The sequence below is a fragment of the Amycolatopsis sp. cmx-4-54 genome (genome assembly GCF_046548895.1).
GTDB lineage: Bacteria > Actinomycetota > Actinomycetes > Mycobacteriales > Pseudonocardiaceae > Amycolatopsis.
Genome location: NZ_JAEBEJ010000008.1, coordinates 291,019 through 315,970, shown reverse-complemented (window position 1 = coordinate 315,970; position 24,952 = coordinate 291,019). Strand labels below are relative to the sequence as shown.

General features: G+C 69.5%; 25 protein-coding genes and 2 pseudogenes. 13 read left to right on the top strand and 14 right to left on the bottom strand.

From position 1 onward, the window contains the following. Positions 1–40: 40 nt before the first annotated feature. Genes ACLJQ7_RS26735 through ACLJQ7_RS26715 form a run of 5 tightly spaced genes read right to left on the bottom strand, consistent with a single transcriptional unit; the run spans position 41 to position 4,854 of the window. Positions 41–1,204: a lactate 2-monooxygenase gene (locus ACLJQ7_RS26735; protein WP_410650909.1), complete on the bottom strand. Its 1,164-nt coding sequence runs from the start codon at positions 1,202–1,204 to the stop codon at positions 41–43. Between the two features lie 13 nt (positions 1,205–1,217). Further along, on the bottom strand, positions 1,218–2,426 hold the full coding sequence (locus ACLJQ7_RS26730; RefSeq protein ID WP_410650908.1) for a cation:proton antiporter: 1,209 nt from the start codon (positions 2,424–2,426) through the stop codon (positions 1,218–1,220). 40 nt (positions 2,427–2,466) lie between these two features. After that, positions 2,467–2,778 carry a hypothetical protein gene (locus tag ACLJQ7_RS26725; RefSeq protein WP_410650907.1) on the bottom strand — a complete coding sequence of 104 codons (312 nt, stop codon included), beginning with the start codon at positions 2,776–2,778 and terminating at the stop codon, positions 2,467–2,469. Between the two features lie 49 nt (positions 2,779–2,827). Beyond that, positions 2,828–3,388: a GNAT family N-acetyltransferase gene (locus tag ACLJQ7_RS26720; protein WP_410650906.1), complete on the bottom strand. Its 561-nt coding sequence runs from the start codon at positions 3,386–3,388 to the stop codon at positions 2,828–2,830. Continuing rightward, the gene (locus ACLJQ7_RS26715; protein ID WP_410650905.1) at positions 3,385–4,854 is read right to left on the bottom strand and encodes an APC family permease; all 1,470 of its coding nucleotides are present in this window, start codon (positions 4,852–4,854) and stop codon (positions 3,385–3,387) included. Before ACLJQ7_RS26715 ends, ACLJQ7_RS26720 begins: the two co-directional genes overlap by 4 nt. A 187-nt stretch (positions 4,855–5,041) precedes the next feature. Between ACLJQ7_RS26715 and ACLJQ7_RS26710 the strand changes: the two genes are divergently transcribed. Continuing rightward, the gene (locus ACLJQ7_RS26710) at positions 5,042–5,683 is read left to right on the top strand and encodes a GOLPH3/VPS74 family protein (protein WP_410650904.1); all 642 of its coding nucleotides are present in this window, start codon (positions 5,042–5,044) and stop codon (positions 5,681–5,683) included. A gap of 55 nt (positions 5,684–5,738) precedes the next feature. Here the strand turns inward: ACLJQ7_RS26710 and ACLJQ7_RS26705 are convergent, their stop codons facing one another. The 3 genes and pseudogenes from ACLJQ7_RS26705 to ACLJQ7_RS26695 all read right to left on the bottom strand — a co-directional run bounded on the left by ACLJQ7_RS26705 (position 5,739) and on the right by ACLJQ7_RS26695 (position 7,911). Continuing rightward, positions 5,739–6,731 carry a PHP domain-containing protein gene (locus ACLJQ7_RS26705; protein WP_410650903.1) on the bottom strand — a complete coding sequence of 331 codons (993 nt, stop codon included), beginning with the start codon at positions 6,729–6,731 and terminating at the stop codon, positions 5,739–5,741. Between the two features lie 18 nt (positions 6,732–6,749). Next, positions 6,750–7,252, bottom strand: a pseudogene (locus ACLJQ7_RS26700) (metallophosphoesterase family protein). Then, a complete protein-coding gene (locus tag ACLJQ7_RS26695; protein WP_410650902.1) occupies positions 7,252–7,911 on the bottom strand; it encodes a GntR family transcriptional regulator in 660 nt (219 codons plus the stop codon). The pseudogene ACLJQ7_RS26700 and the gene ACLJQ7_RS26695 overlap by 1 nt, the downstream one beginning before the upstream one ends. Before the next feature lie 117 nt (positions 7,912–8,028). Between ACLJQ7_RS26695 and ACLJQ7_RS26690 the strand changes: the two are divergent. From ACLJQ7_RS26690 to ACLJQ7_RS26650, 9 genes and pseudogenes are all read left to right on the top strand, one after another. Then, a pseudogene (locus tag ACLJQ7_RS26690) lies at positions 8,029–8,085 on the top strand (hypothetical protein); the annotation flags it as partial. A gap of 80 nt (positions 8,086–8,165) precedes the next feature. Then, complete coding sequence (locus ACLJQ7_RS26685; RefSeq protein ID WP_410650901.1) at positions 8,166–8,876, top strand: dihydroxy-acid dehydratase; 711 nt, start codon at positions 8,166–8,168, stop codon at positions 8,874–8,876. 150 nt (positions 8,877–9,026) lie between these two features. Then, positions 9,027–10,829, top strand: a complete 1,803-nt coding sequence (locus ACLJQ7_RS26680; protein ID WP_410650900.1) for a VanW family protein — start codon at positions 9,027–9,029, stop codon at positions 10,827–10,829. A 137-nt stretch (positions 10,830–10,966) separates the two neighbouring features. Further along, positions 10,967–12,178: an MFS transporter gene (locus ACLJQ7_RS26675; protein WP_410650899.1), complete on the top strand. Its 1,212-nt coding sequence runs from the start codon at positions 10,967–10,969 to the stop codon at positions 12,176–12,178. Positions 12,179–12,317: 139 nt separating this feature from the next. Next, positions 12,318–13,532 carry a GGDEF domain-containing protein gene (locus ACLJQ7_RS26670; protein WP_410650898.1) on the top strand — a complete coding sequence of 405 codons (1,215 nt, stop codon included), beginning with the start codon at positions 12,318–12,320 and terminating at the stop codon, positions 13,530–13,532. A gap of 267 nt (positions 13,533–13,799) precedes the next feature. Continuing rightward, positions 13,800–14,684, top strand: coding sequence for an arginase family protein (locus ACLJQ7_RS26665; protein WP_410650897.1), 885 nt, complete (start codon positions 13,800–13,802; stop codon positions 14,682–14,684). Further along, on the top strand, positions 14,681–15,370 hold the full coding sequence (locus ACLJQ7_RS26660) for a dienelactone hydrolase family protein (RefSeq protein WP_410650896.1): 690 nt from the start codon (positions 14,681–14,683) through the stop codon (positions 15,368–15,370). The genes ACLJQ7_RS26665 and ACLJQ7_RS26660 overlap by 4 nt, the downstream gene beginning before the upstream one ends. A gap of 231 nt (positions 15,371–15,601) precedes the next feature. Next, positions 15,602–16,396: a PIG-L family deacetylase gene (locus ACLJQ7_RS26655; RefSeq protein ID WP_410650895.1), complete on the top strand. Its 795-nt coding sequence runs from the start codon at positions 15,602–15,604 to the stop codon at positions 16,394–16,396. A gap of 3 nt (positions 16,397–16,399) precedes the next feature. Then, positions 16,400–16,864: a YfbM family protein gene (locus ACLJQ7_RS26650; protein WP_410650894.1), complete on the top strand. Its 465-nt coding sequence runs from the start codon at positions 16,400–16,402 to the stop codon at positions 16,862–16,864. 81 nt (positions 16,865–16,945) lie between these two features. Here ACLJQ7_RS26650 and ACLJQ7_RS26645 read toward each other — a convergent pair whose 3' ends face one another. Then, the gene (locus tag ACLJQ7_RS26645) at positions 16,946–17,353 is read right to left on the bottom strand and encodes a RidA family protein (protein ID WP_410650893.1); all 408 of its coding nucleotides are present in this window, start codon (positions 17,351–17,353) and stop codon (positions 16,946–16,948) included. 48 nt (positions 17,354–17,401) lie between these two features. On the opposite strand from ACLJQ7_RS26645, the gene mtnA reads away from it, so the two are divergent. Continuing rightward, positions 17,402–18,367 (top strand): S-methyl-5-thioribose-1-phosphate isomerase, encoded by a 966-nt coding sequence (gene mtnA / locus ACLJQ7_RS26640; protein WP_410650892.1) that lies wholly within the window; start codon positions 17,402–17,404, stop codon positions 18,365–18,367. Here the strand turns inward: mtnA and ACLJQ7_RS26635 are convergent. From ACLJQ7_RS26635 to ACLJQ7_RS26620, 4 genes are all read right to left on the bottom strand, one after another. Beyond that, a complete protein-coding gene (locus ACLJQ7_RS26635) occupies positions 18,339–19,166 on the bottom strand; it encodes a nuclear transport factor 2 family protein (protein WP_410650891.1) in 828 nt (275 codons plus the stop codon). The genes mtnA and ACLJQ7_RS26635 overlap by 29 nt on opposite strands. A gap of 255 nt (positions 19,167–19,421) precedes the next feature. Further along, the gene (locus ACLJQ7_RS26630; RefSeq protein WP_410650890.1) at positions 19,422–20,627 is read right to left on the bottom strand and encodes a GNAT family N-acetyltransferase; all 1,206 of its coding nucleotides are present in this window, start codon (positions 20,625–20,627) and stop codon (positions 19,422–19,424) included. A 68-nt stretch (positions 20,628–20,695) separates the two neighbouring features. Next, positions 20,696–20,911, bottom strand: coding sequence for a ferredoxin (locus ACLJQ7_RS26625; RefSeq protein ID WP_410650889.1), 216 nt, complete (start codon positions 20,909–20,911; stop codon positions 20,696–20,698). A gap of 2 nt (positions 20,912–20,913) precedes the next feature. After that, entirely contained in the window at positions 20,914–22,104 is a 1,191-nt protein-coding gene (locus tag ACLJQ7_RS26620; protein WP_410650888.1) for a cytochrome P450, read from the bottom strand. Positions 22,105–22,215: 111 nt separating this feature from the next. Here ACLJQ7_RS26620 and ACLJQ7_RS26615 point away from each other — a divergent pair, with 111 nt between their 5' ends. Together ACLJQ7_RS26615 and ACLJQ7_RS26610 are read left to right on the top strand one after the other, a co-directional pair. Further along, on the top strand, positions 22,216–22,782 hold the full coding sequence (locus tag ACLJQ7_RS26615) for a TetR family transcriptional regulator (RefSeq protein ID WP_410650887.1): 567 nt from the start codon (positions 22,216–22,218) through the stop codon (positions 22,780–22,782). A gap of 40 nt (positions 22,783–22,822) precedes the next feature. After that, positions 22,823–23,725: a phosphotransferase family protein gene (locus tag ACLJQ7_RS26610; RefSeq protein WP_410650886.1), complete on the top strand. Its 903-nt coding sequence runs from the start codon at positions 22,823–22,825 to the stop codon at positions 23,723–23,725. Here the strand turns inward: ACLJQ7_RS26610 and ACLJQ7_RS26605 are convergent. Continuing rightward, positions 23,706–24,908 (bottom strand): cytochrome P450, encoded by a 1,203-nt coding sequence (locus ACLJQ7_RS26605; protein WP_410650885.1) that lies wholly within the window; start codon positions 24,906–24,908, stop codon positions 23,706–23,708. The genes ACLJQ7_RS26610 and ACLJQ7_RS26605 overlap by 20 nt on opposite strands. Between the last annotated feature and the right edge of the window lie 44 nt (positions 24,909–24,952).

The window sequence follows — 24,952 nt, the reverse complement described above, 5'->3', positions numbered from 1 at the left end:
GCGATGCCAACTACCGCATTCAGAGGACGAAACGCGGGGGTCAGGAGTGCCGCAGGGAGGCGGGGGTGAGGTCGGCCGGGGTCCGGTGCCCGGACAGGCCCATGGTCAGGTCGAGGTCGGCGAGCAGGCTCCGCAGCACGTGCCGGACGCCGTCCTCCCCCGCGTGCGCCAGGCCGTACACCCACGGCCGCCCCACCAGCACGGCCTTCGCCCCGAGCGCGAGCGCCTTCGCGATGTCGGCGCCGGTGCGAATACCGGAGTCGAACAGGATCTCCAGCCGGTCGCCGACCGCGGCCACGATCTCCGGGAGCACGTCGAGCGAGGCGACCGCGCCGTCGACCTGACGGCCGCCGTGGTTGGACACCACGATCCCGTCCATCCCGGCCTCGACGGCGCGGCGCGCGTCGTCGGGGTGCTGGATGCCCTTGAGCACGATCGGCCCGTCCCAGTGCTCGCGCAGGAACGGCAGCCGGTCCCAGGTGCTGTCGGTGCCGGTGATCATCGAGATCCAGCGCAGGATCGCGGTGGGCGGGTCCTCTTCCGGCGTCTTCTCCAGCAGACCGCGGAACACCGGGTCGCTCAGCGGGACACCGAGCCCGACGCCCTTGATGAACGGCAGGTACGCGTGGTCGAGGTCGTTCGGGCGCCACGCGAGGGTCCAGGTGTCGAGCGTGACCACGAGCGTGGTGAAACCCGCGGCCTTCGCCCGCGCCAGGATGCTCGCGCAGACCTCGTTGTCGGTCGGCCAGTACAGCTGGAACCAGCGCGGCCCCTCGCCACTGGCCTCGGCGACGTCCTCGATGCTCGTGGACGACGCCGTCGACATGACATACGGCAGGCCGACCGACGCCGCGGCCCGCGCGGCCGCCGGTTCGGCGCCCTCGTGCACGATCGACTGGACGCCGACCGGTGCCAGCAGCACCGGGGCCGGCACCGGAGTCCCCAGCACGGTCGTCGACAGATCGCGTTCGGTGGCGCCGGTGAGCATCCGGGGCACGAGCCGCCAGCGGTCGAACGCCTCCCGGTTGGCCCGCGCGGTGGCGCCCGATCCGGCCGAGCCCGCGACGTACCAGAACGGCCCGGGCTCGAGGATCTCCCGCGCGGACTCCTCCAGCTTCGTGGCGTCGGTGGAGCACGGCGGGAAGATCCCGCCGAGCCCCTGCAGGTAGATCTCGTTCTGGTAGCCGCCGAACCGTTCGGTCACCCAGGCCTCCTCGTCACGTCGCCCTGGCCGGCTCGTCGCGGCGGGTCGAGCCTCGGACGATACCCGCCGGTAGCAACCAGGTGAGTTTCTCCGAGCGGATGACCGCGACTGGACCGATCACGGCCAGCAGCAGGACGTAGCCCGCGACGAACGGCGCGACCCGCGAGTCCAGCCCGGCCGCGGTCGCCATCGCCGCGAGCACGAGCGAGAACTCGCCGCGGGTGAGCACGGTGAGCCCGACGTTCACCCCGGCCTGGCGACCGAAGCCGTTCACTCGCGCGGCCAGCGCGCCCGCGCCGAGGTTCAGCACGATCGTCAGCGCCACCGCGATCAGCACCGGCACGACCACGGACCCGACCGCGTTCGGATCGATGCTGAGCCCGAAGATGAAGAAGAACAACGCGCCGAACGCGTCCCGCAGCGGCAGCACCAGCTTGTGGATACGCGGCGCGACCTTCGAACCGCCGAGCATCATGCCGACCATGAACGCGCCGATCGCGTCGGACACCCCGACCTCTTCGGCGACGGCGGCACCCATCACCGCCACACCGACGAAGCAGACGGTGAGCAGCTCGTCGTCGGCCGAACCGAACAGTTTCGACACCACCCGGCCACCCCACCGGGCGAGCGCGGCCATCACGATCAGGAACGCGAAGGCCTTGCCGAAGTCGGCGAGCGCCGAACCGAAACTCCCGGCGCCGGACAGCACCGGCTGCAGCAACGCCAGGTACAGCGCGAGGAACAGGTCCTCGATCACGATGATGCCCATGATCAGCCGGGATTCGGGGTTGTTCATCCGGCGGGATTCGAGCAGGAGTTTGGTGACGATCGCGGACGACGAGATCCCGATGGCGCCGGCGATGACCAGCGCTTCCCTGGTGCCCCAGCCCAGCAGGAAGCCGAACGCGACGCCGCCGCCGATGTTGAGGATCAGGTAGATCAGCCCGGACCAGACGAGTTTGCGCCCGCCCTTGGCCAGGTCGTCGAGAGAGAATTCGAGGCCGAGGTAGAACAGGAGGAAGACGAGGCCGAGCCCGGCGAGCACGCCGAGTTCGGCCGGATCGTCCACAAGGGACAGTCCGGGGGTGTTGGGGCCGAAGACGAAACCGGCCAGCATGAACAGGGGGATGGTCGGCAGCCCGATACGGGCGCCCGCTCTGGCGATGACGCCGGCGGCGAGGAACGCCCCGCCGACGGCCAGCAGGGCATGACCGGAACTCATGGAGACCTCCGATGGATGGCTGATGCGGCTTGGGACCGGGTCAGCGCGGAGGTGCCCGTGCGGGCGCCTGGGGCACCGCTCGGGTGATGACGACGGGTTCGCCCTGCTCGGGGGCGTGGCCGGTGTCGGGGAGGTCGACGGTCTCCGCTTCGGCGGGAGCGTCGGCGAGGGGAACGGCTTGCCCGCCATGGAAGGCGGGCAGCGGATGGGTCGCGAAGACGGCGACGGGGTCTTCCTCCGCCGTCCGCCCGTGCCCATGGGGAACGGTCGGCGTGACGAAGGCGAAGACGAGCAAGATCAGGAGGAAGAAGACGGAACGGTGCCGTGTCGCGGGGGCACGGTTCGTCGTCATCTGCCCCCGACTTTACCAGTCCTTTATAGACATATCGACGAGAGGTCTGTCACGGCTCGCGCCACATGGGCCGCATCGGCGGCCCGCCCTCGACCGCGAAAGCCGGTCCGTGATCGCGGAAACCCAGCCGCTGATACAGTTTTGCGCTCTCCGCGCTGCTGGCCTCCAGGTACGCGGGCACCGCGCCGTACCGGTCGAGCCCGTGCTTCAGCAGCCGTGCGCCGATCCCTTGCCGTTGCGCCTTCTTGCGCACGCCGATGAACTGCGCGTGGTGGTACTCGCCGCCGGGGGCGTGCTCCGTGATCAACTCGAACAACGCCGCGAGCCTGCCGATTTCTTCCCCGGTGAGCCCGGCGAACGCTTCATCGTCGATGTCCTCGTCGCCACCGGGCGCCCAAACCGCGACGGCGGACAGGTCGTCGGTGACGTCGACGTGGCCGCCCGCGGCGAGCATCCCCAGCACGACCGCCCGATGGAAGATCGGCAGCGCCACCGCGCGGCGCTCGTCATCGGGAAAGACCCACATACTCACCGGGTCTTCATGGAAGGCCTCGGACAGTACATCGACCACAATGTCCATTTCGGACTGTTCAGCGGCGCGAATGATCATCGTCCCACCCTCGGCGCGACGGGTTCGTCGTCTTCGAGCGGGCCGCCGATGGCGGCGTAGGTCTCGGGCTCCTTCGTCCGCAACACTTCCGCGCGCAGGAAACCGGCAAGCGCGGCGACGAGCACGAGCCCGGGCAGCCCCCAGCGCAACAGGAACGTCCCGGCCGGGCCGAGCAGCAGATCGAAGTTGAGCAGGATCAGCGCGAGGACGGCCGAAAGCGCGAACATCGCCGCGCCCGGCGCGATCCAGCGGCGCCAGGCGTTTTCGGCGTCGCGGCGCCGTTTGAAAAAGCCGATCACCGAAAGGGAGACGGCGATCATGATCACCACGACCCCGGTGGACGCCGTCGTGCCGAGCCAGGTGAACAGTTCGGTCACCGGATCGCGGCCCGCGATCGCGAACAACGCCACGACCACCAGCGCCAGCGCGGTCTGCGTGAGCGAACCGGCCACCGGCGCCCCGGTGCGTTTGCTGGTCTTGGCCAGCGAGCGAGGCAGCAGCCCTTCCCTGCCCAGCGCGAAGAAGTACCGCGCGACGGCGTTGTGGAAACTCAGCAGCGCCGCGCACTGGCCGGTCACGAACAGCGTGTACGCGACATCGGAGAACGTCTCGCCGAGGTGTTCGCCCGCCAGGTTGAACAGCAGGTCCGGGCCCTGCGCGGCCGCGGTGGTGACGATGACGTCCGGCCCGGTCCCGACGGCCAGCGCGAGCGACGAGACGACGTAGAGCACCGCGGTGAGCCCGATCGCCGCGTACGTCGCGCGCCCGACCGTGCGGCTGGGTTCGCGGGTCTCCTCGCCGTAGGTCGCGGCACCCTCAAAACCGATGAACGCGGCGGCGGAGAACGCGAACACCGCGCCCACACCGGTGGTGAACAGGCTCGACGGCTCCAACGGGACCCAGGAAACGCTGCCACCGGCGGGATTCGCGAACAACGCGATGTCGACGATCGCGACGACGGCGACTTCGAGGCACAGCGCCACCCCGAGCACCTTGGCGTTGAGATCGACCCGCAGGACGCCGAGCGCGCCGATGATCAGCACCATCACCAGCGCGCACAGCCACCACGGCGGCGGGGATCCGGTGAGCGTGCCCAGCCAGGTGGACACCGACCAGCCGAACAGACCGTAGATGCTGATCTGGATGGCGTTGTAGGAGACCAGCGTGACGAACGCGATCCCGGCGCCGGTGGATTTGCCGATCCCGTTGGCGACGTAAGGATAGAACGCGCCCGCGTTGGTGATGTAGCGGCTCATCGCGGCGTATCCGACCGCGAACAGCCCCAGGATCGGGGCCAGCAGAAGGAACGACAGCGGCACCCCGATGCTGCCGGTGACCGCGTAGTTGGTCGGGACCCCGCCTCCGATGGCGAAGAGCGGACCCGCCGCGGCCACCACGAAGAACACGATCTGCGCGGCTCCGAGCCGTCGATGGCCGAGACCGCGCCGCGGTCTTTGCGTACCCATGAACCCGTCCCCCCGGACGTCGGTCTGGCGCTGAAGTTCTTGATCTTGCGAGAGCCATCCCACCCTAGGGCCGGCCACCCCGGCGAGGTACGTCCGTTCAGGCTAAAAACGGACCTCGGGTCGCAGTGATCCGCGCGCTACCGCTACTTTGGCCGTCCGCACTTCAACGCCGGGGGGCGTGCCATTCATGCGTCGGCTGACCTTGGTCGATTCCCTGTTCTTCCTCGCCCACGACGAGTTCACCGGAAAACCCGCGCTGCGCCGCACGGGACTCGGCATCGGAATGGCCGGTTCCGCGCTCTGCGATCTCCTCCTCGCCGAGCGGATCACCGTGGAACACAAACGAATCCGGCCGTTGTCGCGCCGCGGCCTCGCCCATCCCCCGCTGGATCGGGTGTTTTCGGAAATCCTTCGCGAACCCGAGCGGCACACCGTCCGGGAATGGGTCGGCCATCTCCGCCACGATCTCGACGGAACGGTCGCGGACAACCTGCTCGCCGCGGGAGTGATCGACCGCGAACCCGACCGGATGCTCATGCGGAAGAATCACCGCTATCCGCCACGGGATCTGCTGATGTCGACGGCCGCGCGCAGCAAGGTGAGGACGGCCGTCCTCGGCACCGAACAGCCGGATCCGCATTCGGTCTGCCTGGCCCTGCTGGCCTGGACCATCGGTCTCGACGATTTCTGCGAACCGGAACTCGACCGCGCCGGCCTGCGGACCTGGGCCGGGTCCACGCACCGGGAACTCCCGAAGGCGCTCGCCGAACTGATCTCGGGGGTGGACGCGGTGAGCGCCGCCGTCGTCTACACCGGCGACAGGCGATGACCGGCGGCCGCTCCCGAGCCAGTACCTGAAGGCCCAAGACACTCGTCCGCACCACTCACGAGGCCAGCAGGTCCTCCGCGGTTTTCGTGTTGATCACCCGGTCCGGCTCGATCCCCAGCTCGGTGGCCCGCGCGCAGCCGTAGACCAGCCAGTCCAGCTGGCCGGGCGCGTGCGCGTCGCTGTCGATCGCGAAGTCGCAACCCAGGTCCACGGCCAGGTTCAGCAAGCGCGTCGGCGGGTCTCGGCGCTCGGGACGCGAGTTGATCTCGACGGCGACCCCGTTTTCCCGGCACGCGGTGAACACCGCCTCCGCGTCGAACTCCGACTCCGGCCGTTTCCCGCGCCCTCCCATCACCAGCCGCCCGGTGCAGTGGCCGAGCACGCGGACCCGCGGATGCTGCACCGCGGCGAGCATCCTCGGCGTCATCTCCTTCGCGGGCATCCGCAGTTTCGAGTGCACGCTCGCGACGACGAAGTCCAGCTGCTCCAGCAGTTCTTCCTCCTGGTCCAGCGTGCCGTCGAGATGGATGTCGACCTCGATGCCGTGCAGGATCCGGAACGGCGCCATCGTCTCGTTCAGTTCCGCGACGACGTCCATCTGCCGCCTCAGCCGTTCGGGGGAAAGGCCGTTGGCGACGGTGAGCCGCGGCGAGTGGTCCGTCAGCACCATCCATTCGTGGCCGAGCGCGCGGGCGGCCTCGGCCATCTCCTCGATCGGGCTCCCGCCGTCGGACCAGTCCGAATGGGTGTGGCAGTCGCCGCGCAACGCCGCCCGCATCGGGCCGCCGTCGGGCAGCTTCGGCTCGCCGAGCTTCTCGAAGTACGCGGGACGGCGGCCGGCGAGGACGTCTTCGACGACGGCCGCGGTCGCCTTGCCGATATTCGGCAACGCGGTCAGCGTGCCCGCCTTGGCGCGTTTGCGCAGGTCGTCGGGTTTGACCTTGGCGATCACCGAAGCCGCCTGCCGGAACGCCCGCACCCGGTAGGTCGGCTCGCCCGCACGCTCCAGCCGGAACGCGATCTCCCTCAACGCCTGCGCCGGTTCCATGGCTACCTGTCTACCCGGTCAGCGGCGAAGTGGCAGCTCATGAAGAGCTACGTCGCGCAGCTCGCCGTCGCGGATCTCGGCGGTCTGATACGTGCAGAACGGCTGGCGCCGCCGGTCGGTCGGCGAACCGGGGTTCAGCAGCCGCAGCCCCTTCGGCGTGACCGTGTCCCAGGGGATGTGGCTGTGCCCGAACACGAGGACGTCGGTGTCCGGGAACTGGTCGTCGCAGCGGGCTCGCGCCCCTGCTTGCCGCCGGTTTCGTGGATGACCGCCAGTCGGACGCCGCCGAGGTCCGCCCGCGCGATCTCGGGGAGCCGCGCCCGCAGGTCCGCGCCGTCGTTGTTGCCGTAGACCCCGATGAGCCGCTTGCTCCTGGCCTCGAGTTCGTCGAGCAGGGCGACCTCGACCCAGTCACCGGCGTGGATGACGACGTCCGCCGTCTCGACCTCGCGCCAGACTTGATCGGGCAGTCGCTTCGCGCGCTGCGGCAGATGCGTGTCGGCGATGAGCAGCAGCCGCATCATGCGTCTCCGATGGTCTCGAGGATCCGGTCCAGGAAGTCGCCGATATGGGCGCGCAGCAGCCCGGCCGCACCGTCGGCGTCCCCCTTCTTCGCCGCCGCCAGCACCGCCTTGTGCTCGGCCCATTCCCTGCGCCAGCTGGGATTCGCCGCCCAGCCGACCACGCTGATCAGCGCCGCGCGGTCCTTGAGGTCGTCCAGCATCGAGACCATCAGCGGGTTGCCGCAGCCGCTGTAGAGCGCGCGGTGGAACCGGCGGTTGAGCAGGCTGAGCGCCGCCTGGTCCTTGTCCGAGATCGCCGCCGATGCCTCCTTCAACGCCTCCGCGGCGTCTTCGAGCAGGTCCGGCGAGCGGCGTTCGACCGACCGGCGCACGGCCTCGGGCTCCAGCACCATGCGAACGTCGTAAACGGACTTCGCCAGCTCCGCGTCGACCACGCACACCGAGGCGCCCCTGTACGGGCTGAACGTCACCAGTCCCGTGTTCGACAGCACCTTGAGCGCCTCGCGGACCGGCGTCTTCGACACCCCGAGCCGGGCCGCGAGTTCGGCTTCGACCAGCGGCTGGCCGGGCTTCAGCTCCCTGGTGAGGATGCCGCGGCGGATCTCTTCGAGCACCACTTCGGTCCGTGAAGCGGGCAGGCTGAAGGTCGAAGGCATGGGCCGATCATATATGAGATGCCATACTCGCTTCATGAAGAGCCCCGCTGGTTGATTTCCCGCTGGATTTCCCGGTCGTGACCCTGTCGGAGACCTTCCAGAAGCCGACACCGCAACCTGCTTTCCCTGGAGACCGTAGAGATCCTGCGGTCCTGCCCCGTCGACGGAGCGGTCCTCATGGATGGCTGCGACAAGACGACACCGGCGTTGCTGATGGGCGCGACGAGCGCGGGATCTTCGTCCCCGCCAGCCCGATGTTGCGCGGGCACTGGCGGAACGAAGTGCTGGGCAGCGGCACCGACAGGTGGAAGTACTGGGACGACAAGCGGGCCGGGCTGGTCGGCGACGAGGAACTGTCCGAATTGGAGCGTGGGCTCGGATCACCGTCACCGGCCGGACTCTCGGCGAAAACCTGGCTTCGGCTCGGGTGCACGACGAAGACGTCATCCCACACCGGACCCGCGGTGGTCTTCGACGACCACAAGGATTTGAAGAACCGCATCAACGATCCCTCGCTCGGCATCACCGAGGATTCGGTCCTCGTCCTGCGCAAGTCCGGCCCGCTCGGCGGCCCCGGCATGCCCGAGTACGGGATGCCGCCGCTGCCGGATCACCTGCCGGCCAAGGGCGTCCGGGACAGGGTCCGCGTGTCCGACGCCAGGATGAGCGGCACCGGTTACGGCGCGTGCGTGCTGCACGTCGCGCCGGAATCCCCGGTGGGCGGGCCGCTCGCGCTGGTCCGCGGCGGCGATCCGATCACTTTGGACGTCCCTTCGCGACGGCTGAGCCTCGACGTCGATGATGCGGAATTGCAACGTCGCCGGGCACGGTGGAATCCGCCCGCGCCGCGACACGAAAGAGGTTACGGCGCGTTGTACGCCGAACACATCACGCAAGCCGACGAGGGCTTTGCCTTCGATTTTCTCGCCAGAGAGGGTGAAAATCCCGAACCTGACGCCCAGTGACCACCCGACGGAGTGACCCGCTCACCCAACCGGGCGAGTTGCACGACCACAAAACGCGCCCCGTATCTTGAACCTACGTCCGGAACGTTGTGGAAGGCCCGGATGTTCGATCACGACGTCCGGCCTCGCCGGACCGTGGAGGGTGGAGAGTTGCCGCAGGAACCGCGCTGGCCCGAGTCCCACGCTGAGCAGACGGACATTCTCCCGGTCGTCACGCCCGGGTTCGCGGAGTCTGCCACGCCGGAGGAGCCCGCGCCACCGAAACGCCGTCGCAGCTACCGCAAGGCCGCCTTCATCGGCGGCGGCGTGTTCGGCCTGCTGGTCGTCGCGTACGCCCTCGACGTGCTGGTCTCCCAGGGCAGCGTCCCCCGCGGCGTCACCGTCGCCGGGGTCGACGTCGGCGGGATGGACCGCGCGGCGGCCGAGAAGGAGCTCCGGGGTGGCATAGAGCCGAGGCTGACCCGGCCGGTGAAGGTCGCCGCGGGCGACGCCGAGGAGTCCCTGGCGCCGAACAACGCGGGGCTGCGCCTCGACTGGCCCGCCACCCTCGACCAGGCGGGTGACCAGCCGCTGAACCCGTTCACGCGGATCGCGTCGTTCTTCTCGACCACCGAGGTCGGCGTCGTCACGCAGACCGACGACACCAAGCTCACCGCCGCGCTGGAGAACCTGCGCGACAAGGTCGACCGCGACCCCATCGAGGGCACCGTGCGCTTCGAGGAGGCCAAGCCGGTCGCCGTCGAGCCGAAGACCGGGCAGAAGCTCGACCTCGATGCCGCCAAGAAGACCATCCTGGAGCGCTGGGCCAGCGGCGAGCCGCTGACGCTCGCGGTCACCCAGACCCCGGTCAAGGTCTCGGCGGAGGCCGTCCACGCCGCTCTCGAACAGATCGCGAAGCCCGCCGTGGCGTCGCCGATGGTCGTCAAGGGCGAAGGCAAGGACGCGGTCGTCAAACCCGAGCAGATCGCGGCCGCGCTGACCTTCGAAGCCGCCGACGGTGGCGTGCTGAACCCGAAGGTGGACAACAACAAGATCATCGAGGCCGCCGGTCCGCAGCTGAAGTCCACCGAGAAGGAGGGCAAGGACGCGCAGATCGTCTTCGAAGGCGGCAAGCCGACCGTGCAGCCCTCCGAGGACGCCAACGTCGTCGACTGGGAGCCGAGCCTCAAGCCGGTGCTCGACGTGCTCAAGCGCGCCGCGCCCCGCGAGCTGCCCGTGACCTACAAGAAGACCCCGGCCAAGGTGACCACCGAGCAGGCGAACCAGCTCGGTATCAAGGAGGTCGTCAGCGAGTTCAAGACCGGCGGGTTCGCGCCGGACTCGGGGACGAACATCCGCGTCGTGGCGCAGAAGGTCAACGGCGCCATCGTGAAGCCGGGCGAGACGTTCAGCCTCAACGGGTTCACCGGGCCGCGCGGCGCGGCGCAGGGTTACGTCGAGGCCGGTGTCATCAAGGACGGCGCGCCCGGCCGCGAGGTCGGCGGCGGGATCTCGCAGTTCGCGACCACGCTGTACAACGCCTCGTACTTCGCCGGCATGAAGGACACCGAGCACAAGGAACACAGCTACTACATCAGCCGCTACCCCGCCGCGCGCGAGGCGACCGTGTTCCAGAACCACAACGGCGGCAGCGTGATCGACCTGAAGTTCACCAACGACACGGACACCGGCGTCGCGATCCAGACCATCTGGTCACCGTCGGACATCACGATCCGGCTGTGGGGCACCAAGAAGTACACCGTCGAGTCGATCCCCGGCGGCCGCACCAACCCGTCGGAGCCACCGACGAAGCCCGGACCCGCCGAGAACTGCAAGCCCAGCAACGGCGCGCCCGGCTTCACCACGTCGGACACCCGGGTCATCAAGGATTCCGCGACCGGCCGCGAGATCCGGCGTCACACCAGGAACGTGCACTACAACCCGCAGCCGAAGATCACCTGCGGCACGGAATAGTCCCTAGCGCGTGAAGGCCCCCTTCCCTCGGCTGAGCCGAGGGAAGGGGGCCTTCACGCGCTTCAAGGGTTCACCACGTGCGCCCGGAGCGGTACGCTGAGTGACTCACTCGACCGGGCGGCGGGGGTGGTCGGCTCGTGGACTCCAAGGCGACCTTCCGGCAGATCCTCGCGGTCGGCGAACTGCGGGCGATCTGGTTCGCGGAACTCCAGTCGATCCTCGGTGACCAGGTGGCCAGGGTCGCCCTGTCGGTGCTGGTGTTCGAGCGGACCGGTTCGGCGACGTGGCCCGCGCTGACCTACGCGCTCACCTACCTGCCCGACCTGATCGGCGGGCCGCTGCTCGGCGGACTGGCCGACCGGTTCCCGCGCCGCGCGGTGATGGTCTGCTCCGACGTCGTCCGCGCGCTCCTGGTCGCGGTGCTCGCCGTGCCCGGCATCCCGTTGCCCGTGCTCGCCGCCGTCCTGGTGGTGGTGCAACTCGCCAACGCGCCGTTCACCGCCGCGCAGGCCGCGGTCCTGCCGTCCGTGCTCAGCGGGGATTCCTACGTCCTCGGCCAGTCCCTCATGAAGATCACCAACCAGATCGGCCAGCTCGCCGGCTTCGCCCTGGGCGGCGCGGTGATCGCCGCGATCGGGACGGGGCCCGGGCTGGCGATCGACGCGGTGACGTTCGCCGTCTCGGCGATCGTCCTGCGGCTGGGTGTCCGTGCCCGGGCCGCTTCGGGAGCGAGCGGACCGGCGACGTCGACCCTGCGGCGGCTTCGTGCGGGCGCCCGCACGATCTGGCACGATCGACGGCTGCGCGCGCTGGTCGGGCTGGCGTGGCTGGCGGGTTTCGTGATCGTGCCGGAAGGGCTCGCCGTGCCCTACGCCGCCGAGATCGGCGGCGGCGCGGTGACGGCGGGACTGCTGCTCGCGGCACATCCCGCCGGGATCGTGCTCGGGGTGTTCGTACTGGGCCGTCTGGTGCGGCCCGAAGTCCGGTTGCGCATGGTCGGCGGGCTGGCGCTCGGCGCGATCGTGCCGCTCGCGGCGTTCTGGTTCCGGCCCTCGCTCCCCTACGCCGCCGGACTGCTCCTGCTGTCCGGGATGTGCGCGGCCTACCAGGTCACCGCGAGCACCACGTTCATGCGGCTGGTCCCCGACACCGAACGAGGCCAGGCCTTCGGCCTCGCCGGGTCGGGACTCATCGCCGTGCAGGGAATCGGGCTGATCGCCGGCGGCCTGCTCGTCGGCGTGCTCGGTTCACCCGCGACGACGGTCTCGGTCATCGCACTCGCCGGTCTCGTAGTGGCTGTTCCGGCCACCCGGGCTTGGCGCCACGTGGCCCCGCTTCACCCCCTTTGACCGGAACCGGGTATTCACCAGTTCTGCCCGCGCATGGAGCTCACCCCCTCCACTTCCCCGATCCGGTCACGCGTGGTGCACCCACGCCTACCCATACAGCGTAGTGACACCTAGTATCCAACCGGTTACGTTCGTCTCCGTGGCGCTAACGAATTGGGCGCTGTGGCGGCTACCCCACCGCGGTTTGATCGGCTTCGTCCTCCTGGTGGACGTCGCGGCGATCGCCGGATCCGCCTGGTCACTTCTCCGGATACCGTTCACTCCGGGCGACGCCCTCCCCTTCGCGATCCTGATCGTCAGCGCCGTGGCGTACACGGAGTTGTCTCGTCCGGTCGAACGGGTGCGGGAACGGTTCGCGGGCACGCCGCACATCTCGCTCGACAGCGTGTGGACCTTCGCCGCCGTGCTGCTGGTGCACCCGGGGCTCGCCGCGCTGGTCATCGCCGTGTCGTTCTTCTACCGCTGGTTCCGCGGGCAGCCGAACCCGCTGTTCCGGCGGGTGTTCTCCACCTCGGCGACCGTGCTCTCGGGTTTCGCGGCCGCCGCCTTCCTCGCCCGGTACGCGGCCCCGTTCGACGTACTCCCCCGCGACACCTCCGCGTTCGGGTCGATCGTCGCGGCGGGCGGGGTCTTCCTGCTGGTCAACACCGTGCTCATGACCATCGCGGTGTACTACGGCACGCCGCACGAGCGGCTGCGCGACGCGCTGGCGAAACCGTTCGAGTACGCGCTCGAAGCGGCCACGATCGCGCTCGGCGTCATCGTCGCGTGGGCGTTGCGGGACTGGCCGGTGGTCCTGCTGCTGGTCGTCGGGATCACGCTGGTGCTGCACCGCGGCGTCCTGCTGCGGCAACTGAAACGGCAGGCGCGCAGCGACGCCAAGACCGGGCTGCTCAACGCCAAGGCGTGGCGCGAAGCGGCGGCCGACGAACTCGACCGCGCGCGGCGCGCGGGGCGGCACACCAGCCTGCTGATGGTCGACGTCGACCGGTTCAAGCTGATCAACGACCGGCACGGGCATCTGGTCGGCGACCGGTATCTGGCGGCGATCGCGGAAACGCTGCGCACGGAGGTGCGCGGCACGGATCTCGTCGGGCGGTTCGGCGGCGAGGAGTTCGTCGTCCTGCTGCCCGGCACGCCCGCCGTCCACGCCCACGCGATCGCGGAACGGATCCGATCGAGCGTGGCTTCGCGCGCCGGTGACCTGCCCGAGCACGTCACCGTGTCGATCGGCCTCGCCGACCGGCCGGGCGTCGCCGATCTGGACGCGGTGATCGCCGTCGCGGACCGGGCGCTCTACGAGGCGAAGAACACCGGGCGGAACCGGACGTCGGGCTACCAGGTGACCGGCTGACCCCTCGCGTTTCGTCCTCTGAATGCGGTCCTTGCGTGTGCAAGTACCGCATCCAGAGGACGAAACGCGGTCAGGGAAGGCCGGCGAGGGACTTCTCGAGGACCTCGTCGGACAGCGCGTGGTCGGAGATGTCGCCCGCCAGGTACGCGCAACCCGCTTCGTCGAGAACCTACTTCGTCCGCTCCGCCATTGAGCCTCCTCTGTCCGTCCCCTTCAACCTAAAGGGATGGACGGTGTGACACCAGGCGTCACGACTACGGTGGGGGCATGGGGAATTTCGTACTGCTCGACGCGCCTTCCAATCTCGGACTGCGCCCGCCCGCCGAAGGTGTGGTCCCCGGCTGCTACAAGGCGCCGGGCGCGCTGCGTGACCACGGCCTGCTCACTCGTTTGGGGGCGACCGACGGCGGCGTCGTCACCCCGCCGCGGTATCTGCCGACTTGGTCGCCCGGCGGCGATGTGCGCAACGCCGCCGGGATCACGAGCTACACCGCGGCCCTCGCCGGACGGCTGGCGAAGATCCGCGCGGACGGCGGCTTCCCGGTGGTACTCGGCGGTGACTGCTCGATCGCGCTCGCCGCCATGCTCACTCTTCGCCGCGAAGGCCGCTTCGGCATCGTCTACTTCGACGGGCACGACGACTTCCGGCACCTCGGCAATTCGGATTGGGTCGCCAACGCGGGCGGCGAGGCCCTCGCCATCGTCACCGGCCGCGGCCGGCCGGAACTGGCCGATGTGGACGGCCTGAATCCCTACGTCCGCGACGAGGACGTCCTCGTGCTCGGCGTGCGCGCGGAGGAATCCACCGAGGCGCGGGAAGCCGGGCTTCGCGTCGTGACCAGCCAGGAGATCATGGCGGCCGGCACCGGCGGCGCGCTCGCCGCCGCCCGCGAGATCTTCGCGCCGCTGGACGGTTTCTGGATCCACATCGACATCGACACGCTCGACCCGGAATTCGTGTCCGCTGTGGACAGTCCCGATCCCGGCGGGCTCAGCCCGGACAAGCTCGTCGAACTGCTCCGCGGCCTGCTCGCCATCCCCGGCGCCGCCGGGCTGGAGCTCACCATCTTCGATCCCGACCTCGATCCCGACGGCACGCAGGCCGCCCTGGTGGCGGACTGTCTCGTGCGCGCGCTGGAAGGAACCCGATGACCAAGGTGACCGTCACCGACGGCTCGTTCGATGCCCCGCTCTGGCTGCCCGAATCCGGCTCCGGCCCGGGTCTGGTGCTGATCCAGGAAATCTTCGGTCTCGACGACTACCTCAAGTCGGTCGCCGCCGACCTGGCGGCCCTCGGTTACGTCGTCGCCGTGCCCGAACTGTTCTGGCGGATCTCCCCCGGCTGGTCGGCCACCCACGACGAGGCCGGGGTCTCGGCCTCGATGGCCGTCGCCGGCCGGCTCGATCCGGCACGCGCCGTCACCGACGTGCTCGCGACTCTCGCGACGTTGCGAGAGCTGCCCGAAACCCATGGCCGCGCGGGTGTCTTCGGTTTCTGCCTCGGCGGCTCGATGGCCTACGCGGCCGCGGCCGAAGGCGACCCCGATGTCGCGGTTTCGTACTACGGCTCGCGCGTTCCGGAGCAACTTCCGTTGCTGGACAAGATCACCTGCCCGATCCAGTTCCAGTTCGGGGGCGCGGATCCCTACATCCCCGTCGAGGGCGTGCGGAAGCTGGCCGACGCGGTCGCCGCTCACGACGGGGCGGAGATCCACATCCACGAGGGCGCGGGGCACGCGTTCCACAATCATGTGGCGCCGATGTTCCACCAGCCGGAGCCCGCCGCGGCGGCTTGGGCGCTGACGCTGGAGTTCCTCGGGCGGACCTTTCCGGCGTGAAGCGGAGGTGGCGCGGGGAAGGTTCCTGGGGTTGCTCAACCTGCGCGCGGACCGTTGCCCGCTCGCCTGGATCGTCCACCTCTGAGCCGACCCCGCCACCGCCGACCGCCCTTCTCTCCTGTCGTTCGTAGGTCATGAGTCGCGCCAGACAGGGAAATCCGCGACACAGATGGCCGGCGGTCTTTCGGCGTCCGCCGGAATATGTCGGTGCCTCCCGGTAGTTTCCCCAGCATGGCCACATTGGTGAGTTTTCACGCCCACCCCGACGACGAGTGCATCGTCGCGGGTGGCGTCATGCGCAAGGCCTTCGAAGAAGGTCACCGTGTCGTGCTCGTCGTCGCGACCAGGGGGGAGGTCGGCGAGGTGCCGGACGGTTTCCTCGACGACGGAGAGGAGCTGTGGCAGCGCCGCGTGCAGGAGACGCACGCTTCCGCCGAGGTCCTGGGGGCCAAGCGGGTGGAGTTCCTGGGGTACACCGATTCCGGCATGATGGGCGAGCCGCGCAACGACGAGCCCGGCACGTTCTGGCAGGCCGACGTCGAGGAGGCCGCGCAGCGCCTCGCCGCGATCCTGCGCGAGGAGCAGGCCGACGTCCTGACCGTCTACGACGACAACGGCGGCTACGGGCATCCGGATCACATCCAGGTGCATCGCGTCGGGATGCGCGCGGCCGAGCTGGCGGGCACGCCGCGGGTCTACGAGGCGACGAGCAACAGTGACGAGATGCGCCGCGGTATGGAGGAAGCCGTACGGACAGGGCAGCTGAAGGCGGAGGATCTCCCCGATTTCGAAGACGGTTCCGAGTTCGGCAAGCCGGAAGCGGTCCTGACGGCGAGGGTCGACGTCACCGCGTACCTGCCGGCCAAGCGGGCCGCGATGCGCGCGCACGCCAGCCAGATCAGTGAGGACTCGTTCTTCCTCGCGATGCCCGACGAGGGCTTCGCGCAGGCTTTCGGTGTCGAGTGGTTCATCCGTGCCGGGCAGGGGCCGGGCATCACCGAGACCGACCTCATGGCCGGTCTCTGATCGATGGGCGTATGCGGGGCGTATCTGCGGGTCACGCCGGACGAGTTACGTGAGCTGACCGAGGAGCCCGAGCGGTACTGGGCGTATGCGGAAAAGGCCGTCGGAACCGAGCGGGCGGTGGACATCGACAAGGCGTGGAACGCGCTGTGGTTCCTCGCGGGGCGCGCCGGGTTCGAGGTCGACTTCGTGCTGGGCGGGACACTGCTGGGGGAAGCCGACAGTGACGCGCCGCCGCGGCATTTCACCGCGGACGAGGTGCGGACGATCTCGGCGGAGATGGAGCGGACCGGGTTCGATCGGCTCTCGCGCGGCGTCGCGCTGTCGGATCTTGAGGCCGAGGGGGTCTACCCGTCGATCTGGGACGATCCCGACGCGCTGGCTTACGTGCGTGGCTACTACGAGGCGCTGGTGACCTTCTTCGCCGGGGCCGCGAAGGCCGGGGAGCCGGTCGTCACGATCGTCGCCTGACCGAGCGCGGGCGTCGCGGCGGTCCGTGAAGGCCTCCTTGAGGGACTCTGGGTCCCTCAAGGAGGCCTTCACGGAATGGGGTCAGGCCGTGGCGGCGGTGACGTCGAGTTCCACGAGCTGCCCCGGATACCCGAGCTGCGCGACGCCGAGCAGGGTGCTCGCGGTGGTGAAGGCCTTTCCGATCTCCGACTCGACGAATCGGTCCCACACCGCCGAGAGCACATCGGCGTCCGGCGTGACCACGTAGATCACCGTGCGCACCACGTCGGCCGGGGTCGCCTTGGCGAAGGCGAGCGCGGCGGCGGTGTTCGCGACGACCTGGTCGACCTGGGCGAGCACGTCGCCCTCGACGACCTTGCCGTCTTCGGCGAGCGGGCACTGGCCGGCGAGGTGGACGTCCCGCCGTCCTTCGACGATGGTCACGTGGTGGTAGGTGGGCGTGGGGTGCAGACCGGGCGGATGGTGGCGTTGAATGGTCACGGGCCGCATCCTCACCGAGGCGGTCGCGACGGGACAACCGGATTTCACGGGAGAGCCATGCGCAGGACGATCGACTGGACCGGTGACGCGGTCACGATCATCGACCAGACCGTCCTTCCCGCCGAGTATCGCGTGCTCGAACTACGCACGGTCGGCGAACTCGTCGACGCCGTCCAGCGGCTGGCGGTCCGCGGGGCGCCGGCGCTCGGCGCGGCGGGGGCGCTCGGTGTCGTGCTCGCGGCCCGGGCGGGTGGTGACGTCGAGGCCGAGGCGCACCGCGTCGCCAAGGCCCGGCCGACGGCGGTCAACCTGAGCTGGGGTGTCTCCCGCGCCCTCGCGAAGCTCCCGGAGGGGCCGGAAGCCGTCCTCGCCGAAGCGCTCGCGATCCTCGACGAGGACGAGCGGATCAACCACGAAGCCTCCCGGCTGGCGGCCGCAGTGGTCCTCGAACACTGTGCGCGGCGGCCGTTGCGGCTGCTCAGTCACTGCAACGCCGGCCACCTCGCCACGGTCGCCTGGGGCAGCGCGCTCGGTGTCGTCTGGCATCTTCAGGCCCGTGGCCTGGTCGAGTCCGTGCTGGTCGACGAGACCCGTCCGCTGCTGCAGGGCGCTCGCCTGACCGCGTGGGAACTGGCCGAAGCCGGTGTCCCGTACCGGATCCAGCCCGACGGCGCGGCCGCCGCCGCGATGAGCCGCGGCCTGGTCGACTGCGTGCTCGTCGGCGCGGACCGGATCGCCGCCAACGGCGACGTCGCCAACAAGATCGGCACCTACGGCCTGGCGATCGCGGCGAAGCACCACGGAGTCCCGTTCGTGGTCGTCGCTCCTTCGTCCACTGTGGACACCGCGATGCCGGACGGCACCGGGATCGTGATCGAGGAACGCGATCCCGGCGAGGTCCTCAGTTTCGGTGGCACGAACGTCGCGCCCGAAGGCGCGGAGGTGTTCAACCCGGCCTTCGACGTGACGCCGTTCGAGCTGGTCACCGCGGTCGTCACCGAGCAGGGGGTGCTGCGCCCGTGATCAGCTTGGTGAACAGCGCGGCCGTTTCCGCGTCGTCGTAACTCAGCGGGAGCGTGTCGAAGTAGTAGCGGAGAACGCCCGGTCCGGTGCCCACGACCATGCCGAAGTCGATCGTCCGCCCTTTCGCCCGCACGGTCCCGCGATACTCCTGGAACTTCCCCGCCGCCTGATCGGGTGCCAGCCGGACCTCGGTCATCGCGCCCGAAAGCCGGCCGAGGTAGGCGAGATGACCCATCGGATCGGTCACGGGCGCGGTCAGCCCCGGGCCAGTGAAGGCCGGGCCCGGTCGAGGGCAGTCGTCGCCGATACCGGCGAAAAGCTCGCGAAGGCCGACGTTTTCCAGTGGCCGGAACCATTCCGTACGATCGTGGTAGCGACGGCCTTGGGTGACCTCGCCGTTCTCGAGCACCACCCGGTAGACGGCCGGATACCGCACCATGCGGCCGTGGATCACCGCTTCGTTGGCCGCCTCGTAGAAGACCACGTCGCCGTTCACGACGATCTTCACCGGCGTGAACCGGAACGTCGGGAACGCGCCCAGCAGGGTGCACAGGTTGTTCTCGATATTCGCCCTGCCTCCGATCGGCGCGGAGCTGCCCGATTCCGCGAGGGTCCCGTCCGCGGCGAAAATGGTGCCGTACAAGCGAACGCGGGCTTCCCGCGTTTCGGGGGTGTCCGAGCGCATCGCCCCGAATTCGGTCTGTTTGGTGATGAAGGCGCAGGCGGACGGGGATACCACGCCTTCGACCAGGTCTCCGAGATGCTTCGGCATCGAGCAGCCCACAGCCGTCTCAGCCACCGCCGCATCAAGGAATCTCTTGCTCTCTCGCACCAGGTCACCCTCGCAAGAGCGACCACGCGAAGTCGATTACCCGGCAGGTAATGCCGGGTTAGGCCGTGTCCTGCAAGTCTTGTTCGCGGTCTTCGCGCCCAGGCGGTCCCTGACGGCACGGGCGGCTCAGCCGAGTACAACCCGGTACGAGGCCGATCCGCCCGCACCGCCAGGAACCACCTGGATCACGAAGCTCCATCGAACAGACTCACAGGCCGCGGCCTAGAAGGATTCGAGACAGGACGGCTCGCGGTCGGTGGCGAACGCGGCCGTCGCCCGGGAAACCGCGCCGGCGGTCCGCTCCTTGATCCGGCCCGCGGCGGCCAGCGTGCTGGGCCTGGTGCCGCCGAGGAAGATCGCGCCGAGGTCGTCCACGTCCAGTTCGAGATCCGGCGCGTCCTCCACGCGCGTCACCTCGGCGTTCCCGCCGTCATCGGTGACGAGCCGCCAGTTCCCGGTGTTCCACGGGCAGAAGGCGTCACGGACGCCGAAAACCAGATCCACCGGAGCGCCATAGCGCCGGGTGACGAGGCCACGGTCGACGTCGACGAGCCGGAGCCACAAGGAGTCGCCGGCGGACCGGGTCATGGCTCGGGGATTGGCGAGCAGATGGACGAGCGGCTCGTCGAGGGCGGTGAACCCCTCCACCGTGAAGACCAGGTCGTAGTCGAGCAGGAAGCGATACAGCGTCGCGTACGCCTCCGGCGTGGTCGCGACCAGTTCCTGCACGGTCAGAATTCCGCGCGGGCCTTCTTCGTTCCAGTCGTTCTTCAGCCGGTAGATCACGTAGCCGTCCGGGAGGACGGCGAACTTCAGGGCGGTCGCGCCGTGACGGCGGTACTCCGGGTCGTCGAGAATGAATTCCCAGGTCGAATCGGGCCTGTCGAGTGCGCCGGCCCGTCGCGGCGCTTCCTTTTCGTAGATCGCCTTGATCAGCGGAATCGCCTGTTTCCGCCCGATTTCGCGTACTCGTTCGGCTTCGAGCTCGACGCCGGGCCGGAACCCGGACTTGGCACGCACCTTCGCGCGGTGGAACTGCGCCGCGAGGCCATAACCGAAACGGGGATAGATGACCGCTTCGGACGCCCACAGCGCGGCGATCGGTTCGCCGCCGTCTTCGTGCAAGCCGTGCAATTGCGCCCGCATGACCCGCGTGAGCGCACCCCGCCTGCGATGCCCCGGCGCGACGGCGACCGACGTCACCGCGGCGAGCGGCGTCTGCCCGGCCCCGGGAACGGTGATCGCGCGGGTGAGCAGCTCCCCGGTCCCGATGAGATCGTCGCCGTCGAAGACACCGTGCGTGCGGTCCGGCTCGAACACCAGCCCTTCGCGGTGTTTCAGGCCTTCCGTCGGGTCGCTCAGGAAGGCGCTCGCGAGCAGTTCCGCGAACGCGGGCAGGTCGTCGGTGGTCAGAGTGCGGAGGGTCAAGCCGTCATCGCTCACCTTGTCGTCCTACGCCTCCTCACCGACGACCGCCACGCATTAAAGAGCGGTCATCAGGGCCGCGGCCCGATCACCGCACCCTTTTCCAGCACCTCGATGGCCATCGCGGGGCACGAATCCGCGGCGTCCAGCACCGTCTCGTCCGGTTCGACCTCTCCCGTGACCACCGTCGCCGTGGCACCGTCGAGGACGAAGACCTCCGGTTTCAGCGCGGCGCACATCCCCGAGCCGATGCACGTATCGCCATCGACGTCGACTTTCCAGCTCATGCTCACCATCCGATCGGCATGGAGCGGGGCCCCCGCACCAGCATTTGCGTCTTCCACACGATATCGCCGTCGAGGTGCAACCCGGGGAGATCCCGCAGCAGCGCCCGCAAGGCCTCCTGCAGTTCCAGCCTGGCCAGCGGGGCGCCGAGACAATGGTGCACGCCGTGCCCGAAACCGAGGTGAGGGTTGGACTCCCGGCCGAATTCGAGGGTTTCCGCCGACGTGAACTGGAGCCCGTCCCGGTTGGCGGCGCCGATCGCGACCATCACCGGCTCGCCTTCCTTCACGAGCACGTCACCCACCTGGATGTCTTCAGTGGCGTAGCGGGCGAACCCGGCTCCGGCACCCAGCGGGATGAACCGCAGCAGTTCCTCGACCGCGGCCGGGATCAGGTCCGGGTCCGCGCGGAGGCGGGCGAGCTGGTCCGGCTGGTCGAGCAGGGCGTAGACGAAGTTGGGGATCTGGCTGGCGGTGGTCTCGTGCCCGGCGATCAGGATGCCGATGCACATGTCGACCAGTTCCAGCTCGCTCAGCCGGTCGCGGACGTCGCGCGCCTCGATCAGCGCGGTCATCAGGTCGTCCTGGGGCTCGGCGCGATGCTGCTCGACGAGCACGTGCATGTACGCCCGCAGCTCGTCCTGGTTGGCCATCATCTCTTCGGTGGTCAGCGGGCTGGTCGACAGCGCGGCGTCGCTCCACACGCGGAACTTCGGCCGGTCCTCGACCGGAACACCGAGCAGCTCGCAGATCACCGCGACCGGGATCGGCAGCGCGTAGTCCTCGACCAGGTCGGCGGGCTGTCCCTTGGCCTTCATGTCCTGGATCAGGCCCGCCGCCAGCTCGGCGACGCGCGGCCGCAGCAGTTCGACGCGGCGCATGGTGAACGCCTTCGCGACCAGCGTGCGCAGCCGGGTGTGATCCGGCGGGTCCATGCTCAGGATCCCGCCGGGCCGCCTGCCCGGCGCCATCCGCGGCTCGTCCTTCTCCTCCGCCATCGCGCGGGAGAAGCGCCGGTCGCCCAGCACGAAGCGAGCGTCGGCGTACCGGGTGGCGAGCCACGCCGGCTCGCCATGCGGAAGACGGACCCGGAGCATGCCCTTGGTCGCGCGGGCCGCCGCGTACGCCTCGTTGAGTTCCAGTCCGGCGTCTTCGTTGAAGGGATAGGCGACGAATTCGGTGTCTGTGGTGGTCATATATCCGGAAACCCCCCGCTCGGCGGTTTGTAAGCAACTGCTTACAACGCTAGCCATGATCACGGTGAGCGTCAATGCGCCTACCGTGCGACGCCCGGCTAGCCTTTGGCGATGACGGAAGAACCGCAGGTCCGCAAGCGGGACGCGGCCGCGACCAGGGCGGCCCTGCTCGACGCGGCGGCGGCTCTCTTCGCCGAACGCGGTTTCGACCGGACGACCGTGCGCGACATCGCGAAACACGCCGGGGTCAATCAGGCCCTGCTGTTCCGCTACTTCGGTTCGAAGGACGCGCTGTTCGAGGAGGTCCTGGCGCGCGGCGGACGCGAGCAGATCGCCACCACCTCACCGGACGAACTGCTCGGGACGGCGTTGCGCAGCATGCTGGAGGCCGACACCGGCCGCGACCGCACCCTCGACGCCTACCTGCGCTCGACGGGGCACGACAGTGCCGCCGCCGCGGTCCGGCGGCAGCTCGGCGAGGAGTACGCCAAGGTGCTCGCCACGCTGACCGACGCCGAAGACGCGGACCTGCGGGCCGACCTGATCCTCGCCTGGCTGCTCGGGATCGGCCTGGTCCGCGACATCACCGGCAAGGAACCGCTGGCCAGCGCGGATCCCGACGACGTCTGCCGTCTGGTGCTCGGCGCCGCGCGGACGTTGCTGGAGCGCAGCGGGTAATTCCGTCGCCGTCCGCGGCGCGCTGCTCTACGGTCGTGCCGTGACCCCCTTTCCGCCCGCCGGCACCGAAGCCGAGTTCGACGCCCTGACCAGGCAAGACCTTTTTCCGGCGGTGACGTCGCTTGGCTTTGGCGAAGCCGTCCCGTTCACCGAAGGGTCGCTGCCGGTGTACGCCGTCGGCGAAGATCTGGTGCTCAAGCTGTTCCCGCCGGTGCATCGCGACGAACTCCCGATCGAGCGGACGATGCTCGAGGTCCTGCACGGGAAGCTGCCGATCCCGACCCCGGCCGTGCACGACGCCGGCGAACGGGACGGCTGGGGCTACGTGCTCATGGAGCGCCTGCGCGGCGAAACGCTGAAGGACGCCTGGCCGAAACTGTCCACAGAGGACAAACACCGCCTCGCCCCCGAACTCGGCGAGACGCTGGCCGCCCTGCATTCGCTGCACGACCCGCGGCTCGACGTCCTCGGCCCGCCGGATTGGGCCGCGTTCGTCGCCGGGCAGCGCGAAAAGGTCGTCGAGCACCATCGCCGGACCGGGCTCGACGAAAGCTGGATCGCGCAGATCCCTGCGTTCCTCGACTCCGTCGACCTGGGCAGCCCGCCGATCGTCCCGCTGCACACCGAATTCATGCGCGACCACCTCATGGTCGCCCACGACGGCGGACGCCCGCGGCTGACCGGGCTCTTCGATTTCGAACCGGCGATGCGAGGCGCGGCCGAGTACGACTTCGTCGCGGTCGGCCTGTTCGTTTCGGGCGGGGACAAGGACTTCCTGCGGCGGCTGCTGGCCGGATACGGCGCCGAGCCGGACGAGGAATTCTCCCGGCGTTGCCTGGCCTACGCCCTTTTGCACGTCTACAGCAATTTCACCTGGTACTTCAGGGTTCTTCCGGCACCGGAGGAACCGACACTGGAGAGCCTCAGCCGCGCTTGGTGGTAGCCCACGTCACCGGCACGGCTTCCGGGCCGCGGATCGAAAGCGGCGGACGCCAGGCGATGGCCGAAGCGGGAACCGCGAGATCCAGCCCCGGCAGGCCGTCGAGCAGTGTCCGGAACGCGATCGCCCCTTCGAGCCGGGCGAGTGCCGCGCCGAGGCAGAAGTGGAGGCCGTGCCCGAAACCGAGCTGCGGCGCGTTCCGGCGCCGGATGTCGAACCGCGACGCGCCGGGAAAGGCGGCCTCGTCGCGATTCGCCGCGCCGGTGTGCGCCAGTACCGCCTCACCGCGCCGGACGACCCCGGTGCTCAGCTCGACGTCCTCCAGCGCGACCCGGAGCAGCGACGCGTCGGCGGGCCCGTCGAACCGCATGATCTCTTCGACGGCCCCCTCGGTCAGACTCGGATCCGAGCGCAGCGCGGCGAGCTGATCGGGGTGTCCCGCCAGCAGCACGATCCCGGTCGCGATGAGGCTGACCGTGGTCTCGTGCCCGGCGAGCAGGAGCTGGGTGGCCAGATCGATCAGCTCGGCCTCGGTGAGCCGATCGCCGTCCTCGTCGCGAGCGTGCACGAGGACGCTCAGCAGGTCCTCCCCCGGCGTCGTCCGCTTGACGGCGACGAGTGCCGCCATGTCGTCCGCTCCGTCACGCCGGGCCTGCGCCACTTCCGCGGGGCCGTACGCCATGGGGGTGACGATCACGCGTGACCACTGGCGAAATCGTTCCCTGCCTTCGAAAGGGACGCCGAGGATCTCGCACATGACCGCGGTGGGCAGCGGGAAGGCGAACAGCTCCACCAGATCCACCGGCGGACCGTGTTCGGCCATCGCCCACAGCAGCGTGTCCGCGATCTCCTGGATCCGCGGCCGCAGCCCGGCGATCCGGCGGACGGTGAAGGCCTGCGCCGTCAGCTTCCGCAGCCGTGTGTGGTCCGGCGGGTCCATGTTCAGGATGCTGTGCTCGCCGGTGGAGAAGTCGCCGGGTTCGACGAGGCACGGCGCGCCCGGCGCGAGCAGGTTCCGGGAGAACCGCGTGTCCGAGAAGATCAGGCGGACGTCTTCGTACCGGGTCACCAGCCAGCCTTCGCAACCGCTGGGGAAGACGACCCTGGACATCGGCGGATGGTCGGCGTAGATCGCGCCCATCGGGGTCGCGGGGTCGTCCTTCGCCGCGGGATACGTGGCTGTCATGGAGCATGATGATGGGCGGCGGCCGTCGCGGCCGGAAGGATCCG